This window comes from Methylovorus menthalis, assembly GCF_020523625.1.
GTDB lineage: Bacteria > Pseudomonadota > Gammaproteobacteria > Burkholderiales > Methylophilaceae > Methylovorus > Methylovorus menthalis.
On sequence record NZ_JAJAQH010000006.1, the window covers coordinates 753,447 to 771,946 of the forward strand.

Below are 18,500 nucleotides of genomic sequence, written 5' to 3' on the forward strand. Positions count from 1 at the left end.
GATGAGACAGGACATTTTTTTTATTCAGATCACCAAAAGAGGGTTCCCTTTTTCTGATTTCGATTGGCAATACAGATGAAGCATTGCCGAATCAATTTCATTAAAGGGGAATTCATGCAACATCATCATGCCCATGGGCGTTTCTTCAAAAAACGCATCGTGAAAGCCGTTCAGCTGACATTGCTGGCGGTACCATTAAGCCTTGCCATTCCGCATATCATCAATAATAGTCAGGCGGCGGAGCAGCAGGCTTCCAGTGCGCGCCAGTACCAGATTCCGGCTGGATCGTTGAGCAGGGTGTTGAGCCAGTTTGCTGCCGAGGCCGGGATTGCGCTCTCGGTGGATGGGGCGCTCACCGAGGGGCGACAAAGTGCAGGCCTGCAAGGTCGCTACACAGTAACTGCAGGCTTGTCTGCATTGCTGGCGAATACCGGGCTGGAGGCCGCGACGGTCAGCGATGGCGGATACACACTGCGCAAGGCAGAAGTGCAACCCCAACCTTCTTCCAAAGCCGAGCAACTGCCTGAGGTGAAAGTCAGTGCAGCGGCGGAGCAGGAGAGCCCAACCGGCCCTGCCAAGGGCTATGTGGCAAAGCGCAGCTTGACCGCGACCAAGACCGATACTGCAGTAATCGAGTCGCCGCAATCGATTGCGATTGTGACGCGTGAGCAGATGGATGCGCAGGGCGTGCAGTCTGTCAGCGACGCTTTGCGCTACACGGCCGGGGTGCTGGCGGAAGCCAATGGTCCAGACCCGCGCGCGGATAGCATCTCCATTCGTGGCTTTGATTCCAATGGCCGCGATCAGTATCGCGATGGCTTGCGCTCTTATGCTTTCAATAATCAGGGCGGCACGGTGATTGAGCCTTATGGTCTGGAGCGGGTGGAAATTCTGCGTGGCCCATCTTCCATTCTGTATGGGCAAGGTGGCCCAGGTGGCCTGATCAACCTGGTCAGCAAGCGGCCTACCGATAAACCGTTGCACGAGGTGCAAGTGCAGTTGGGAAGTTACGACCGCAAGCAGTTGGCGGGAGATTTTGGTGGATTGCTCACCGATGATGGGACCTTATCTTATCGCCTCACCGCGCTGGTGCGTGATAGCGAGAGCCAGATTGACTATGTCAAGGATGACCGGGTATTTATTGCCCCCGCCATCACCTGGCGCCCCAGCGATTTTACGACGCTGACTGTGCTTGCCGATTACCAGAAAAACGAGCGTGGGCAAGGCTATCAGGCCTGGCCGCGCGTAGGGACGCTCTACAGTAGCGCCTACGGCAAGATATCCACCAGCCGGTTTGTCGGCGAGCCAGGGGTAGATAAATTCAATCAGGAGCGCTATTCGCTGGGTTACCAGTTTGAGCATATTTTTAACGACAACGTGCTGTTCCGGCAGAACCTGCGTTACCAGAACATGAAGAGCACCACCATCTCCACCTACATGACCGGCTTGCAGAGCGACCAGCGCACCGTGGGACGCTTTTCCGGCGGTAGCTGGGACGATGTGGATAATCTCTCGATCGACAACCATGTGCAATTGAAATGGGGCCAGGGGCAAGACATTGAGCATACGGCGCTGATTGGCCTGGACGCTCAAAAAATGAAAAGCCATGTGGACGAAACCTTTGCCACAGTGTCCAGCCTCGATCTTTATAACCCGGTTTATGGGACGGCTTCGCCCAATTTTTCTGTCACCGGTGATGCCACCCAGCGCCTGCGGCAGACAGGCTTTTATTTGCAGGATCAAATCAAGATCGCTCAGAAATGGGTCGTGACCCTGGGAGGCCGTCGCGATTGGGCCAGAACCTCTACCCGCGATTATCTGGATGACAGCAATTCTGACCACCAGAATGACAGCGCCAATACCTGGCGTACAGGCGTGGTGTATCTGGCGGACAATGGTTGGGCGCCGTATGCCAGCTATACAGAGTCGTTTTTGCCTGTGATCGGACGGACTTCTGAAGCGCGCGGGAGCACGCCTTTCAAGCCTGAAACTGGCAAGCAATATGAAGTGGGTGCGCGTTTCCAGCCAGCAGGGCAGCGCACCATGCTGACTTTTTCGCTGTTTGACCTGACCCGCCAGAACGTGACAACGGATGACCCACTGGATACTGGCAACAAGATGATTCAGCGTGGGGAAGTGCAGTCGCGTGGGTTTGAGGCGGAAGCGAAATCGCAACTCGATAACGGCCTGGATCTGGTGGCGAGCTACACCTACACGTTGCTGGAGATCACCAAAAGTAATGATGGGGTGAAGGGAAATACGCCTAGCGGCCTGCCCAAACACGCCGCGGCATTATGGGCTAATTATCGTCTGCCAGAGTCTATCCTGGCGGGCTTAACCGTGGGTGGCGGCTTGCGCTATATCGGCTCGACTTACGGTACCGATGAGAATACCTACAAGTTGCCGTCTTACACGCTGGTGGATGCTACGCTGCGTTACGACCTTGCCAGCCTGGGCGATCAATGGAAAGGCTGGAAATTCGCCCTCAATGCCAGCAATCTGTTCGACAAAGAGTATGTAGCAACCTGTGGCTACTATGGTGATGGCTGCAAATGGGGTTACCGCCGCAATGTGATGGGCACGCTGACCTATAGCTGGTAATGCGCGCTTATCTTGTTGTCTGGCATCGCTGGGTGGGCCTCACTATGGCGGGTTTTCTGGTGGTGGCCGGGTTTACCGGGGCGATCATTGCTTTTGAGGAGGAGGTCGACGGCTGGCTGAATCCTCACTTGCTGCATCCGGCATGGCAGGCGGGGGGCGCGCCGCTGAATGCCTATGCACTGCGCGAGGCTGCCCAGCGGCAGGCGCCCGCTGGCATGCTGGTGGATGAGCTGCTGTTGCATGTGGAAGCTGGTGAATCCGCTGCGTTCCGGTTGACCCCAGGCCCGTCTGTGGATGGCAAAGCCCCACCATTGCTGGCGGATGAGATGTTCGTGCATCCGCAAACCGCCGCCATGCTGGGGATGCGCTTGCGTGGCGAGAGTCTGTTTGAGCGCGAAACGCTGGTGGGCTTTCTCTATAAATTGCATTACTCGCTGGCCTTGCCGGGCAATAGCGGACGCTTGATTTTTGGCATCATCGCCGTCCTGTGGACGCTGGATAGCGTGATCGCTTTTTATCTCACCTTGCCGCGACGGCAGCAGGCAGCCAAGGCATCCTATCTGAGTCGATGGAAACCGGCCTGGCTGATCAAGTGGCAGGCCGGTGCTACCCGCATCAACTTTGATCTGCATCGGGCGTTTGGCTTGTGGCTATGCCTGGTATTGCTGATGTTTGCCTGGTCCAGTGTCATGTTCAATCTGCGTGAGCAGGTGTATATGCCGATGATGAAAACCATGTTTGCCTTTGATCTTTCATGGCGCGCCATTCCGCCGCTGGCACAGCCTCTCTCCCGTGAGCCCATGCCGTGGCCTCATGCGCACGCCATGGCACGCCATGCCATGCAGCGTTTCAGTGCCGAGCGTGGGCTCAAGGTGGATTTTGAAGACCGCTTGCGGCTGGACAGGCAGCGCGGGCTGTATGCGTATTTTGTGCATAGCAATGCCGATCTGCGGAGTGATCGTGGTAACACCGCGATTCTGATTGACGCTGCGACGGGCGAGATCAAAGGCTGGTGGCTGCCCACGGGCGACAAGGCCGGGAATACCGTCAGCAACTGGCTGGGCGCGCTGCACATGGGGCAGGTGTTTGGGCTGCCTTACCGCATATTTGTGAGTTTCTGCGGCCTGGCGCTGGTGCTGGTCTCCGTGACGGGGGTACTGATCTGGTGGAAAAAGCGCCATGGCAAGCAATCACGACGCGTTGCCAGATAGCCTGATAAAAACGTTATTTATCGTAGCTTCAATAGGGAAACACACATATTCAAGGCAATCAAAATCAGGCCAATAAAAAAGCCGCAGATGTCTGCGGCTTTTTTATGCATGACGTTTACGTCAGCCTGTGATGGCGGCTTATCAGGAAACAGGCTGCTTCAGCTGTTCCAGAATGGCCGGATTATCCAGCGTGGAAATATCCGAGGTGATCTCCTCGCCCTTGGCCAGCGAACGCAGCAGGCGGCGCATGATCTTGCCGGAGCGGGTCTTGGGCAGGTTATCGCCAAAGCGGATTTCATCGGGCTTGGCGATGGGGCCGATTTCTTTGCCGACCCAGTCACGCAGTTGCGCCACGATCTGTTTTGCCTCATCGCCTTCTGGACGGGCGCCTTTCAGCACCACATAGGCGACGATGGATTCGCCCTTGATCTCATGCGGCTTGCCAACCACGGCAGCCTCCGCCACCAGCGGATGGGCCACCAGCGCGGATTCGATTTCCATGGTGCCGAGGCGGTGGCCGGAGACATTCAGCACATCGTCAATACGTCCCATGATCCAGAAGTAGCCATCGTCGTCACGGTGGGCAGAGTCACCGGCCAGGTAAACGCCTTTCAGCTCTTCAGGGAAATACGATTTCTTGAAGCGCTCCGGGTCGTTCCAGATGGTGCGTATCATGGATGGCCATGGTTTCTTGACTACCAGCAGACCACCGCCGGTGCCATCAATATGGCTGCCATCTTCATTGACGATATCCATCATGATGCCGGGCAGGGGGCGGGTGCAGGAGCCAGGCTTGGCATTGATGGCGCCGGGTAGCGGGGCAATCATGTGGGCGCCGGTTTCGGTTTGCCACCAGGTATCCACAATCGGGCAGCGCTCGCGGCCCACGGTTTTGTGATACCACATCCAGGCTTCGGGGTTGATGGGCTCGCCCACCGTGCCCAACAGGCGCAGGCTGGAAAGATCGTAATTATTGGGTAAATCGCCGCCCAGCTTAATCAGCGAACGAATCGCCGTGGGCGCGGTGTAAAACACGCTGACCTTGTGTTTTTCGATCATCTGCCAGAAGCGACCAGCATCGGGATAAGTCGGCACGCCTTCAAACACGACTTGCGTGCTGCCCAGCGCCAGTGGGCCATAGGCCACATAGCTGTGGCCGGTAATCCAGCCCACATCGGCCGTGCACCAGAAAATATCCGTGGCTTTATGGTCAAACACCCATTTCATGCTCATGACCGCGCCCAGCAGATAACCGCCGGTGGAATGCTGCACGCCCTTGGGTTTGCCGGTGGAGCCCGAGGTATAGAGAATGAACAGCGGATGCTCGGCATTGACCCAGGTCGGCTCGCAGTAATCGGATTCTGCGCTTTCCAGATCATGCCACCACAGGTCACGCGCATTCCAGGTGACATCGCCGCCGGTGCGTTGGTACACAATCACGCCGGTCACGGCTTCGCAACCACCAAAGCTCAAGGCTTCGTCCACGGCGGGTTTCAGCGGCATGGCACGACCGCCACGCATCTGGCCGTCCGCGGTGATCACCAGCTTGGCACCCACATCGGTGATGCGCTCGTGCAGGCTTTTGGAGGAGAAGCCGCCAAACACCACGGAGTGAATGGCACCAATACGCGCGCAGGCTTGCATGGCGATAATCGCTTCTACGCTCATGGGCAGGTAGATGATCACGCGATCGCCTTTGCCTACCCCCTGTTTTTTCAGGGCATTGGCAAAGCGGCAAACACGCTGATGCAGCTGGCGATAGGTGACGTTGGTGACCGTACCGTCGTCGGCTTCAAAAATCAGGGCAGCTTTGTCGCCACGGGTAGAGAGATGACGGTCCAGGCTATTGTAGGAAGCATTGAGTTCGCCATCGTGGAACCAGCGGTAGAAAGGCGCATTGGCTTCATCCAGCACGGCGGTAAACGGCTTGTGCCAATCCAGCTCCTTTTGCGCGAGCGCAGCCCAGAAGCCTGGGTAATCCTGCTCGGCCTGCTGGCAGAGCGCGGTATATTGTTCCAGACCTGAAATGGTGGCTGCCTGCTTGAAGGCCTCCTGTGGGGGGAAAACGCGGGTTTCGGTCAGAACGGTTTCAATCGATGACATTCAGAGATCTCCAGCAAGCACTTATCGTTGTGTTATCAGTGGCCTGGTGATGAGGTTGGCTTGACCTGATGGTCGCTAACCCCAGCCCGGCCTGATTTTGGGTTATTCTTCAGCTGTTACAAAAGGTAACGAAAAAAATCTTCCACATAATACCACCAGCCAAGCTGATTTTTGATGCAAACACTCTCGCAAATTCTCTCTGATGAACATGATGGCAGCCAGACCACGCAATGGGTGCGCCATACCGTGTGCTGCAGCCCGTTTTGCCAGCGTCTGTTAACCCGATACCCTGAGCTCTTGCAGGAGCTCGATGCCGAAATCATGCTGCCGTGGCGGGCCGATTACATGCGGCTCTATCTCGCCAAGTGCACGGTAACCGATGAGGCCAGCCTCAAGCGCGCCTTGCGCGGCCTGCGGCAGCGCGTGATGCTGCGCGTGATTGCGCGGGATCTGAATGATCTTGCCGACCTCGATGAGGTGATGCAGACCATGAGCGCACTGGCGGAGGTGGCGGTGCGTTTTGCCCTGCAGCATCTTACGCCATGGCTGGAAGCCCAGTACGGTGAACCCATGGGTGAGCGCGGCGACAAGCAGTCGCTGATCGTGGTGGGCATGGGCAAGCTGGGTGGATATGAGCTGAATGTGTCGTCGGATATCGACCTGATTTTTGCCTTTGAGCAGGATGGCGAGACTACGGGTGAAAACTCCCTCAGCAACAATGAATTCTTCGCGCGCCTGGGCAAAAAGCTGATCGCCGCGATTGATGACGTGACAGAGGATGGCTTTGTTTTTCGCGTGGACATGCGCTTGCGGCCCTATGGCTCGGAAGGGCCGCTGGCCTGCAGCCTGAATTTTCTGGAGGAGTATTACCAGAATCAGGGGCGTGAATGGGAGCGCTATGCCTGGATCAAGGGCCGGGTAATTGCCGGGCCGGAGCAGGTACTGGCCGATTTGCTGCGGCCGTTTGTCTACCGCAAATACCTGGACTATGGCGCGTTTGCCTCCATGCGCGATCTCAAGGTGCAGATACAGCGCGATGTGAATCGGCGTGACATGCACGACAACATAAAACTGGGGCGCGGCGGTATTCGCGAGATTGAATTTATCGCGCAGGTGTTTCAGCTGATACGCGGCGGGCGTGATGCCAGCCTGCAGATACGCCCGACGCTGGCGGTGCTGCAGCGCTTGCAGGAAAAGCAGATTCTGCCGGAGCGTACCGTGCGCGAGTTGCGCGAGGCCTATGTCTTTTTGCGTGACCTGGAGCATAGACTGCAATATGTGGAAGACGCCCAGACCCAAGAGCTGCCCACCACGCCGGAAGCCCAGCAACGCATTGCCACCAGCATGCATTTTGCGCATTGGGATTTGCTGCGCAAGGCGCTGGAAACCCATCGCAGCCTGGTCGAGGTGCATTTCAGCGAAGTGTTTAGCGATGTAGCGGTGGGGCGCCAGGATAACAATCTGCAAACCTTGAAGCCCATAAACGATATCTGGCAAGGCGCCGTGCAAGAGGGCGAAGCGGTGCGCCGCCTGCGTGAAGCGGGGTATGAAGATGCCGAAGATACCCTGCGGCGCTTGCATGTGCTGCATGCCGGTAGCCGCTATCGCAATCTGCCTGAGCTGAGCCGTCAGCGACTGGATATTCTGATGCCGACGGTGATTCAGCTGTCTGCACAGGAAGGGCGGCCCCAGGTGACGCTGACACGGGCGTTGGATCTGCTGGAAAGCATCTGCCGCCGCGCCAGTTATCTCGCGCTGCTGGCCGAGTACCCGGCCGTACTAAGTCTGCTGGTGAAGCTGGTGGCCGCCAGCCCATGGCTGGCGCAATACCTGACCCAGCACCCCATTTTGCTCGATGAGTTGCTGGATACGCGCAGCCTGTATGCCGAGCCGGATTTTGATGCCATGCGCCAGGACCTGCAGCGCCGTCTGGCCGAGGTGGAAGGCGACGTCGAGCGGCAGATGGATACCATGCGCCATTTCAAACATGCCGCTGTTTTCCGGTTTGCCGCGCAGGATATTGCCGGTGAGCTTCCACTGCAAACCTTGTCGGATTACCTGAGCGCGCTGGCGAACCTGGTCTTGCAGGCCACCATGGATACCATCTGGCCCACCTTGCGCGGCAAGCATCGCGAAACGCCCAAGTTTGCCATCATCGGCTATGGCAAGCTGGGCGGGCGCGAGCTGGGTTATGCCTCTGATCTTGATATCATTTTTCTGTATGACGATGATGCCCCCGAGGCACGCGATACCTATGCGCGTTTTGGCCAGCGCATCAATACATGGCTTAACAGCCTGACCTCAGCCGGCTTGCTCTACGAAACCGACTTGCAGTTACGGCCGGATGGCGCCAGTGGTTTGCTGGTCAGCTCACTGGAGGCGTTTGAGGATTACCAGCGCAATAAAGCCTGGGTATGGGAACACCAGGCGCTCACCCGCGCACGCTTCAGTGCGGGCGATGAAGCGATAGGCGCGGCATTCAGCCGCATACGCGAAGAGGTGATCTGCCAGCCACGCGATGTGGCCAAGCTGCGCGAGGAGGTGCTCAACATGCGCCGCCGCATGCGCGAAAGCCATAGCGTGCCAGCGACAGAGTTTGATCTCAAGCAAAGTGAAGGCGGTATTATTGATGTGGAATTTATGGTGCAGTATCTGGTGCTGGCGCACGCTGCCGAGCACCTGGAACTGACGGAAAACCTGGGCAATATCAGCTTGCTGGGCAAGCTGGGAAGTCTGGGTTTGATTGATGCCGCGCTGGCGACAGCCGCCGCTGAAGCATATAGGCGTTATCGCAGCTTGCAGCACGCCAGCCGCTTGCAGGAGCAGACCAAATCGCGCGTGCCTTTATCGGCGGTAGCCGCCGATGCCGAGGCGGTGCGCAGCCTGTGGAAGCAGGTATTCAACGATTAGGGTTATGGTTGTCAGTCAGCTCCGTCCACCATGCAGGCTGGGCGGAGCTGACTGACCTTGCTTAGGTATCAGGGCTGGCTTTTATTCAGCTTGCGCACGGTGTCGGACTTTTTGCGCATGCGGATATTGATCATCTCGACCACCACCGAGAAGGCCATGGCGAAGTAGATATACCCCTTGGGTACATGGAATTCCAGACCTTCCGCCACCAGGGTCATCCCCACCAGTATCAGGAAAGACAAGGCGAGTATCTTGATGGTAGGGTGATTATCAACAAAGTCGCCGATAGATTTTGCCGCAAACAGCATGACGCCAACCGCCAGAATGATGGCAATCGCCATGATGGAGACATGATCCGCCAGGCCTACGGCGGTGATGACGGAGTCCAGCGAGAACACCACATCAAGCAGCGCAATCTGCACCAGGCTCATGCCAAACGAGGCTTTGGCCACCGCTATGCCGCTGGCTTCCTCTGCTTCTCCTTCCAGGCTGTTGTGAATTTCATGCGTGGCTTTTGCCAGCAGAAACAAGCCACCGCCAATCAGAATAATGTCGCGTCCAGATACTGGTTGCGAGAGCACGGTGAACCACGGTTCGGTCAGGCTCATGACCCACGAGATAGAAAACAGTAGTGCCAGCCGGGTGAGCATCGCCAGACTGAGCCCGAGCTTGCGTGCCAGTGCCCGCTGGTGGGTGGGCAGGCGACCGACCAGGATGGATATGAAAATAATGTTATCAATGCCAAGCACGATCTCCAGTGCGGTCAGGGTGCCCAGGGCGATCCAGGCTTCAGGGCTTGCCAGCCATTCAAACATGCGGTTCTCCGTTTTTTATGTCGGTTGGTTAATCAATATGCAGTAAGTACAGGGGTCTTGCATCCGCGGGTGTTCAGCGTTTAATCAGGCTTACCAGTATTTTGGGTAATTCCCGGGCCGTGTTGCATTGTTATATAGCAATGCTACCAGCGTTAGAATCAGGGCGCCTGTCAGCGTAGGCAATAACAGAAAGCTCCAGCCCGGTTGCAGCAGAAACACGATCACCGGATTGGAGCCTGCGGGAGGGTGAACAGTTCGCGTGACCATCATCAATGCGATGGCAGTCCCCGCCGCCAGCGCCATGGCCCACCAATGGGGGCCGCACAAGGTGAGGAAGAGCAGGCCAGTGGCGGTGCTGATGCCATGCCCCAGAATAATGTTGCGAGGCTGTGAAAATGGCACATCAGGGTAGCCAAATACCAGCACGCAACTCGCACCAAACGAGCCCAGCACCAATGCCAGTGACCAGTGGTCCGCCAGACCTGCAATCACGCCAATTGCTAGAAATCCGCCCAGCCAGGCCAGAAGAATGGCTTTGGCCGGTGCGCGGGGTGGCAGTGCGGCGTGGTCGCCTTTTAGTTTGCTGAACCAGTGTTGCATGACGTCTCCTTTGGCGTTGTATAAAGACTAGACAGTGCGTAACTCGCAGGCGAGGGCGCTTTGCAGCGGTAATGCCGCTGCGGTAAAGAATTGCATCATCGTGTCTGCTGACCATGCATCCAGGATGATCTGCACCGTGCCATCGACAGTTGTCTGGATCGGTTGGGCTTGAATGGTTGTCATGGCCTGGTCGAGCAAATCCAGCGATGTGGCTACCGAATCCGCTTTTGGTAGAAGCACAACACTCAAGCTGCACGGCCTTTGGGCAAACGCTGAGACGTTGATGTTTCTTAGCTCCCGCGGTTGATAAATATGCCATGGAAAAAGATAAAGCCCGAGGCTTTGCTCGGGCCGGCCACTGATAACAGGGCAGGGCAACTGACTTGCCAGCAGCGATTGCAGGGCATCCAGGCTGTGCGTGAGTGACATGATGTGACCTCATCCATCGGGAATGTGTGCAGCATACCCGATTCGGCAAGCATCGCGCCTCTCCAAATAACAAGACCTCCGCGCGGGAGGTCTTGTCTATGGATTAAATCTATGGGTTAAAACTCTTCCCAGTCGCCGTCGTCAGGGGCTTTGATAGCGACGCGCAAAGGGGCTGCGGGTCGTCCGCCACTCTCAGCACGGAATGGTTTAGGGCTGGACAGGCGCGCAGGTGGTGCGCTCGCCCGGCCAGTGTCGTTCTCGGAGGTTTTGAACTGACGGATGGATTCCACCAGATTATTGGCTTGCTCCATCAGCGACTCCGCAGCGGCAGCAGCTTCTTCCACCAATGCCGCATTCTGCTGGGTGACTTCGTCCATTTGCGTGACCGCTTTGTTGACCTGATCAATGCCCGAGCTTTGCTCGATGGAGGCTGCGGTGATTTCACCGACAATATTCGACACGCGTTTTACCGAGTTGACGATTTCTTCCATGGTCTTGCCAGCATTTTCCACTTGACGCGTACCTTCGGTGGTTTTGCCGACAGAATCTGCGATGAGTTCCTTGATCTCCTTGGCGGCGACAGCGGAGCGTTGCGCCAGATTGCGAACTTCGCCTGCTACCACGGCAAAGCCGCGCCCTTGTTCGCCGGCCCTAGCGGCTTCGACCGCTGCATTCAACGCTAGAATATTGGTCTGGAAGGCAATGCCATCAATGACGGAAATGATATCTTCGATCTTGCGGGAGCTGTCGTTGATGGCGGCCATGGTATTCACCACATCGGAGACGACTTCGCCGCCACGCTCCGCAATGCTGGTGGCGGTCATGGCCAGCTGGTTAGCCTGCTTGGCATTCTCGGCGTTCTGCTTCACGGTTGAGGCGAGCTGTTCCATGCTGGATGCGGTTTCTTCCAGCGATGAAGCTTGCTCTTCCGTGCGTTGCGACAGATCGATATTGCCCTTGGAGATTTCATTGGCGGCCGTATTGATGGTCTCTGCGGCTTCTTTTACCGTGACGATAGGGGTGGCGATCATTTCCAATGTCTCGTTCACGCCCTCGACGATCTTGCGGAAATCTCCCTGGTGATTGGTCGCATCGGCACGCACATATATCCGGCCATCGCGGGCGGCATCTGCCAGCATGCTGGCATCCTGCACTAGCGCGTTGATCGCGCTGATACAGGTGTTCAGATTCTGGCGTATGGTATTGAAGTCGCCTTGATATTCCTCAGTAATCGCCGGTGGTATATGCCCTTGCGAGATGCGCTTGACGCAATCGGCGGCTACATTTAGCGGGCCAATCACGGCATCCAGGGTGTTGTTGACACCTTCCACAATCTTGCGGAAATCCCCCTTGTGACGACTGGCGTCAGCACGGGTTGAGAGCAGGCCTTGTGCACCGGCGTCGGCCAGCATGGCAGTGTCTGCCACCATGGCGTTGATGGCGTCTATACACTGGTTGAGGTTGTTTTTAAGTGTATTGAAGTCGCCACTGTATTCATCGGTGATTTTGGCAGGGATGTTGCCTTTGGATATGGCGTCCACGTATTGCGCAGCAACATTGAGTGGTCCGATCACGGCATCCAGCGTGTTGTTGACGCCCTCGACGATCTTGCGGAAATCCCCTTGGTGGCGGCTGGCATCGGCGCGCGTGGAAAGATTTCCGGCAATCGCGGCCTGCGCGAGTATGTCTGCATCGGCAATCAGGCTCTTCAGATTGCTGCGCACTTGCTCAATGGTGTGGTTGATCTCGGCTTTTTTGCCGGGGAATTGCTCAAGGGGGGCCTCAAAGTTGCCTTCACCAAAGGCCTTCACTACCTGCATGGCCTTGTTATTGAGTTCGATATGGCCATTCACCATGGTGTTGACGCCGTATGCCAGATCGCGGAATGCACCTTCGAAGTTGCTTTCGGTGACTCGCGCATCCGTATCCCCTCTATCATGTGCCTCGCTCATCACCGTCATCTGGGAGATCAGCGTTTGGATATTGCTGCCTAACTGCGCCATGGAGCCATTGAGCGCCGCCATTTCATCACTGCCCTTTACCGTAATCTTGGCTGACAGATCACCCTTGGACAGGCGCTTGATGGTGCCGACGCTCTCCTGCAGCGGACTGATGACCATGCGATTGAGAAAGAAATACAGGATACCGACCAGCACAATCACCGATACGATACCCACCACAATCGCGATATTGCGGATGGCGTGGATCTGCGCCATCACCACATCCATGGGTACGGTCAACACTAGTGACCATGGCGTGACACTATCGCCCACCTTGATGGGCGCATAGGTGCGGTATACCGGCATGCCCGAGGCATCCTTATCCATGTGGCTAAACGCAGTGCCTGCCTGGATTTTTTGCAACACAGCTTTCGTATCACCATGCAGCGTGAAGGGTTTGCCTATGTCTTCAGGTTTGGCGCTGGCGACATAATTGCCGCCATAGGTAATCAGTTCTGCATAGCTGCCGTCATAGGGCTTGATGGCGCTGACGATGGTTTGCATGCCCGATAGCGGGATGTCAAAACCAGTTGCCGCCACAACCCCTCCGTTGTGCTGAATAGGGATGCTAATGGTGGTAATGAGCGTGTCTTTGCCGGCAATCTTGTACATATAGGGCTCAAGCAGTGTTTCTTTACCTGAGTTCTTGGCCAGCAGATAGTAATCACCGGCGCCTGGCACAGTGTAATCCACCAAGGCTTCGAGGATGACAGAGCCACTACCGCTATTCCAGTAAGGAATATAACGGCCAGTGGAATCGTGACCAGCCGTGTTTATAAATTCCTTATCTCGGCCATCAAAGGCATTGGGTTCCCACAGCGTCCATGCCCCGACCAGATCCTGATTTTGCCTGAGGGAGCTCGCCAATAGGCTATCCACCGCGGCACGGCTTTCCTGATGAGCATACTTCATTGCCAGCATGGTACGGGCGTTCGATCTTGCCATCACCATGGCCCTATCCAGAATCTCTTGCGCCTGTTCCCGGCCAACTAATGCCGATTCATCGACAAGCTTCAGCGCCGTTTTCTTTTCCACCTCAATCGATTTGCTGATGATGGTGGCAATGGTGACGGTAAAACCGATCATGGCCACCACCGTCACAATCAAGGCGATTTTTAAACGTATGCTCATGTTGGATAGTGCGGATTTCATAGAACCTCATCAAAAAACATATGGAATTCGGTACTGGATTGGGCAGTAGGTATGAAGGAGCTACTGCAAAAAATCCCATTGGGTCAAACGGGCAATTGCCATGTATTCAAACGAAACAGTTACTTTTATTACGACGACTTGGGGCGAAAGTTGAGGCTTGGCGTGAAGTTTTAGTGAAATAGCCAGCCCGCGGCAGTGGGAGTTAGGAGACTTCCTATACTTTATCAGAGAAAAAATTCATAAGTAACGATTGCTCAACCAAGTGATAAATCGCTCGTAATTCGTCTTGATTTTAAGCCGAAAATGGCTGCCCCTAAGGGTAATTACTCCTATCTGATCAATCCACTACTATCTAGCTCAGCAATCAGAGGTTCATCATCTTGCTTTGCTTTATACCGCTCGTATCTCTTCAACAGGCAGTGTGTTTCTTTAATGAGATACACAGCATTAAGGTGATTACGTAAAAAACAGTATTTTTTAGTACCGGGAACAGATCAACAGGACAAAGTTGCTCATCCCGAAGATGGGCTGACGTAAACAACCTGACGGCCGTTGCTTTGAGTGCGAGATTTCAATCACTAGGGGGATAGTAATGAATTTATATGTCGTGTTGGTTTACCTGGTCGGAAGTGTTAATGCCCATCTCACAGAGCCTATGATTATTGATGGTATTGAATCTGAGGCTATATGCGCAACTCTGGCAGATAAAATATCCAGTACCGGTGTCATGAAGGCGCAATGTTACTTGTCGACAAGCAAAACACTAGCATTCGACCGCAAAGAACCTGGCAGAAAAAATTAGATTGGCCGGAACTTATTGAGCTTAGGTTATTTGAACTTGGATTATTTGTTGTAAATCGTGGTATTTCGCAGGAGTCAATAATTGGACTACGATAATTTCAGGCTTTTTGATCATTTGGCGGAGCTTGTCTGCTGCATTGATGAGTGCAAGTATAATCCACGCGAGCGAGAGTTATTTCCCTTCTATTATTTGGAGGCAATCCAGATTATTGATCGGGTGGAATCTAAAGGCTATAGCTCCTCAAAGTTAAGGCTCTACCTTAATCAAATCAATGAATATTTTAAAATCAATGATGTATTGATGAAGACAATCGACGATACGCATAATGAAATTGCGCAAATAATGGGCGAAGAATCAAAATATCTTTACGGGGAGTGAGCGTATCTATTTTCATAGGATGAGTTCGAGTCGGAGTGAGCTATCGCGCGAGCGGATAATCTCAATTCAGCCTTTCGTAATTGTGTTTATCTTTTTATATTTCAATATAAATCATAGCGTTGTAAAAGGTTTTTTGACATCTTAGAATAAGCTTAATCTATTACTTATTATTGATCGATTGCTTATTTTTCGATTGATATTCCTTAAAATTCTGCTTGGTAATATCCGTTTTATAATGGGTAAAGCCTGTTCAAGCTTGATTAAAAAGAAAAGAAAGATCATTATTCCTCTCTTGAGTGGAACCTGTTATTCATACAGTGATCCACATAAAGTCAGTTTTAATGTCTTTCCTACCAAATAACCAAGGAGAATTTGATGGCCAATTATAAACGCCGAACAAAAGAAGAAATGATTAAAGATCTTGAAGAAAAACTAAATAAGCTTAAAAATGCAGTACCCAAGAATGAAAAGCCAGAACTTAGCATGGCTAGCGAAGGTCTGAGCGCTGTTGCGGATGCGGTAGATTTTGCAGCCAAAACCAACAAGGTCAAAGTCGCTGACATTCTCATTTTGATTGCCAAAGCCAAACGTACCGGCCTGGTTATCGAAGGTGGTCGTCGTTCACGCAAGTTGGTTTAATCCATCATTCATTGCATTCAGCGATGTCCTCATTCTCGGTTGTATTACCCATCACCAGTATGGCATCGAGCTTGCATCAGAGGCGAGGGATCATTAGTGATGATATGCGTCATATCTAAGATTGCTCGCCTCAACTTCTGATTGTTGCACCGATCTCATCTTTCAGTACCAAGATTATATAATGTTACTGTTCGGCTTCTGTTCGTAGAAGCAAGCTACTTTCCTACTATTGGTATGTTTTTCTTCATTTCATTTTTCCTCTCCATTTATTTCTTATACGCTGGCTGTTTACCCAATCTTTGATTTAAAGATGTTGTGGGTATGGGTTTTAATGAGTGGTATTCCAGATCGGCATGATTTTATAAGGTGGCTGTGGGCTTTCTGTACGGCATGCTCCAACGCAGGATCATCCCCAAAAGACAAGGTCTGTGGCATGATTTGTCTCCTTTGTAAGAAACACGTGTGTGCGCCAGACGCACAACCCGGCATGGATTATTTATGAGTCTACGATTTCGATTGAATCTGCTGATTACCCTGCTCTTGCTGGTCTTTATGAGCGTAGTGGGGTTTGTCATTATTCGGGGCATGAAAGCTTCTACGCAGGAAGGCGTCGAGGCTGCGACGCGCGTTACTGTACAGTTGCTGGATACGGTCATTCTGAGTTCGTATCAGAACCCAGAATGGGGCTATACCCATGAGGTGATGCATCGCTTTTTACTTTCCTTGGGACACGTACGCAGTAATGAAATCATTCTCTATGATTTGCATGGCAATCTGCTATTCAAGTCACCTCCATCCAAATATCGGTCGGATGAAAATCCCCCGCGCTGGTTCGTTAAGCTGATTGAACCTGAGCAGGAAGTAGTGATGCGTCGCATCCGGTTTGGCATGCTGGTGGTGGTTTCTAATCCTGGCGGGGCTATTCGTGAGGCATGGAGCCGTTTGAGCAATCTGTTCTGGATTAACCTGGGCTTTTTTGTGGTTCTGAATGCCATGGTCTACTGGATGCTAGGGCGCTGGCTACGACCAGTCGAGCCTATGCTCAAAGCCATCAACCAGATGGAGCAAGGGGATTTGACCGTGCGCTTGCCCGAATTCAAACTCCCGGAGTTTTCCAAGATTGCCCATAACTTTAACCAGATGGGCGAGTCGCTGCTGGCGCGTACCGATGAAAGCCTTCGATTGGCCTTGATTGTCAAGCAGACAGCGGATGCCATCATGATCCATGATCTGGATGGCAATATTTCATTCTGGAATGCGGCAGCGCAGCGCATGTTTGGCTATGCGCCTGAAGACATCATCGGACAGTCGGCCGCGATTCTTATCCCGCCTGGCTATGAGGCCGAGTTGGAGTCGAATTTTGCTGCCATCAAGCAAATGCAGAAAGTAGAAAACCACGATACGCAGCGGGTGGCACGTGATGGCAAGTTGAGGGATATTTCGCTAACGGCGGCGCCGTTGGTCGATCCGCATTCTGGCGAAGTGATAGGCGAGATATGCAGTATGCGGGACATTACCGAACGCAAGCAGGCCGAAGAAGCCGCGCTGCGTCTGGAGGAAAACCGTCAGCTCACGCAGCTGATCCAGCACCATATTGAAGACGAGCGGCGCAGCCTTGCACGCGAGCTGCACGATGAGCTGGGGCAATATGTCACGGCGATCAAGACCTTCGCAGTGGGTATTTCTAACAAAACCACGGATGTCATGCCAGATATTGCTGCCAACGCGCAAACGATTGTGGCTGCTGCCAATCATATCTATGATGGCATGCACAATATCATTCGTCAGTTGCGGCCAGGCTCGCTGGATAACCTTGGCTTGTCGGAAACCTTGCGCGACGCGATTACCAATTGGCAGGGGCAGCACCCGGATGTACGCTTCACGTTGAACTTATCAGGTTCGCTGGATGACTTAGGGGAAACGCTGAATATTAATCTTTTCCGTATTGTGCAAGAGTCGGTGACCAATGCGTTGCGGCATGCGCAGGCAACCCAGATTAATATACGCTTGATAAAAACAACGGAAGGCGCATTGCAGCTTTCCATACAGGATAATGGTGTGGGTATGAATATTTGTAATGTGGATCAATCCAAGCATTTTGGTTTGCTTGGCATGCGTGAGCGTGTGCAGGCTCTGCATGGCACGTTTAGCGTGGACTCGCTGATGGAGCAGGGGACCCAGATCATGGTGACCATTCCCGCGCGGGGTGCCGCATGAGCGAGCCTATCAAGGTCATGCTGGTTGATGACCATGCCGTGGTGCGCATGGGATTCAAGATGCTGCTGGAGTCGGCGTCCGATATTAAAGTGATTGCCGAAGCCGAAAACGGCGAGCAGGGCATCAAGCTCTATATGGAGCACCATCCGGATGTCGTTGTGATGGATATTACAATGCCTGGGATTGGTGGTCTCGAAGCGATTGAGCGCATCATGGCGAAGGATAGCTCGGCCAAGGTGTTGGTGTTATCGGCCCATGAAGACTCTGTACATCCCAAACGCGTGCTGAATGCCGGTGCCATGGGCTATCTCACCAAGCGTAGCGCTGCCGAGGAGCTGATTAAGGCAATACGCACGGTAGCGGCCAACAAGCGCTATCTGGAAGCGACAGTCGCCCAGCAGATGGCGATTCAGCAACTATCTGGCGAGGCAAACCCGGTGGATGTGCTTTCTGACCGGGAGTTTGAAGTATTCATTGCCTTGGCCAAAGGGAAAACAACGAATGATATTGCCGAGACTCTTAGCCTTTCGCCGCGTACGGTGGGCACGCATCTCTACAACATCAAACAAAAGCTGAATGCCAATAACTCGGCTGAAATTGCCTTGATTGCCATGCGCTCTGGCCTGATTGACCCTTAAGTAAA

12 protein-coding genes are annotated in these 18,500 nt (G+C 53.9%); 7 read left to right on the forward strand and 5 right to left on the reverse strand.

The window, feature by feature from the left end; all coding sequences use genetic code 11:
• The first annotated feature begins 114 nt into the window (after positions 1-114).
• Both LG204_RS09370 and LG204_RS09375 read left to right on the forward strand, forming a co-directional pair.
• Positions 115-2,601 carry a TonB-dependent siderophore receptor gene (locus tag LG204_RS09370; RefSeq protein WP_230337021.1) on the forward strand — a complete coding sequence of 829 codons (2,487 nt, stop codon included), beginning with the start codon at positions 115-117 and terminating at the stop codon, positions 2,599-2,601.
• A complete protein-coding gene (locus tag LG204_RS09375; RefSeq protein WP_230337022.1) occupies positions 2,601-3,812 on the forward strand; it encodes a PepSY-associated TM helix domain-containing protein in 1,212 nt (403 codons plus the stop codon). The genes LG204_RS09370 and LG204_RS09375 overlap by 1 nt, the downstream gene beginning before the upstream one ends.
• A gap of 141 nt (positions 3,813-3,953) precedes the next feature.
• On the opposite strand, the gene acs is transcribed toward LG204_RS09375, so the two are convergent.
• Positions 3,954-5,915, reverse strand: coding sequence for an acetate--CoA ligase (acs, locus tag LG204_RS09380; RefSeq protein ID WP_230337023.1), 1,962 nt, complete (start codon positions 5,913-5,915; stop codon positions 3,954-3,956).
• A 174-nt stretch (positions 5,916-6,089) separates the two neighbouring features.
• On the opposite strand from acs, the gene glnE reads away from it, so the two are divergent.
• On the forward strand, positions 6,090-8,825 hold the full coding sequence (gene glnE / locus LG204_RS09385; protein WP_230337024.1) for a bifunctional [glutamate--ammonia ligase]-adenylyl-L-tyrosine phosphorylase/[glutamate--ammonia-ligase] adenylyltransferase: 2,736 nt from the start codon (positions 6,090-6,092) through the stop codon (positions 8,823-8,825).
• A 68-nt stretch (positions 8,826-8,893) separates the two neighbouring features.
• On the opposite strand, the gene LG204_RS09390 is transcribed toward glnE, so the two are convergent.
• From LG204_RS09390 to LG204_RS14100, 4 genes are all read right to left on the reverse strand, one after another.
• Positions 8,894-9,640: a TerC family protein gene (locus LG204_RS09390; protein WP_230337025.1), complete on the reverse strand. Its 747-nt coding sequence runs from the start codon at positions 9,638-9,640 to the stop codon at positions 8,894-8,896.
• A gap of 90 nt (positions 9,641-9,730) precedes the next feature.
• The gene (locus LG204_RS09395; protein WP_230337026.1) at positions 9,731-10,240 is read right to left on the reverse strand and encodes an HPP family protein; all 510 of its coding nucleotides are present in this window, start codon (positions 10,238-10,240) and stop codon (positions 9,731-9,733) included.
• Positions 10,241-10,267: 27 nt separating this feature from the next.
• Entirely contained in the window at positions 10,268-10,669 is a 402-nt protein-coding gene (locus LG204_RS09400; RefSeq protein ID WP_230337027.1) for a hypothetical protein, read from the reverse strand.
• Between the two features lie 116 nt (positions 10,670-10,785).
• Positions 10,786-13,821, reverse strand: a complete 3,036-nt coding sequence (locus LG204_RS14100; protein WP_328441584.1) for a methyl-accepting chemotaxis protein — start codon at positions 13,819-13,821, stop codon at positions 10,786-10,788.
• An 883-nt stretch (positions 13,822-14,704) separates the two neighbouring features.
• On the opposite strand from LG204_RS14100, the gene LG204_RS09415 reads away from it, so the two are divergent.
• From LG204_RS09415 to LG204_RS09430, 4 genes are all read left to right on the forward strand, one after another.
• Positions 14,705-15,001 (forward strand): hypothetical protein, encoded by a 297-nt coding sequence (locus tag LG204_RS09415; protein WP_230337028.1) that lies wholly within the window; start codon positions 14,705-14,707, stop codon positions 14,999-15,001.
• Between the two features lie 375 nt (positions 15,002-15,376).
• On the forward strand, positions 15,377-15,640 hold the full coding sequence (locus LG204_RS09420) for a hypothetical protein (protein WP_230337029.1): 264 nt from the start codon (positions 15,377-15,379) through the stop codon (positions 15,638-15,640).
• A 498-nt stretch (positions 15,641-16,138) separates the two neighbouring features.
• Positions 16,139-17,857: a PAS domain S-box protein gene (locus tag LG204_RS09425; protein WP_230337030.1), complete on the forward strand. Its 1,719-nt coding sequence runs from the start codon at positions 16,139-16,141 to the stop codon at positions 17,855-17,857.
• Entirely contained in the window at positions 17,854-18,495 is a 642-nt protein-coding gene (locus LG204_RS09430) for a response regulator (protein WP_230337031.1), read from the forward strand. Before LG204_RS09425 ends, LG204_RS09430 begins: the two co-directional genes overlap by 4 nt.
• Positions 18,496-18,500 lie beyond the last annotated feature (5 nt).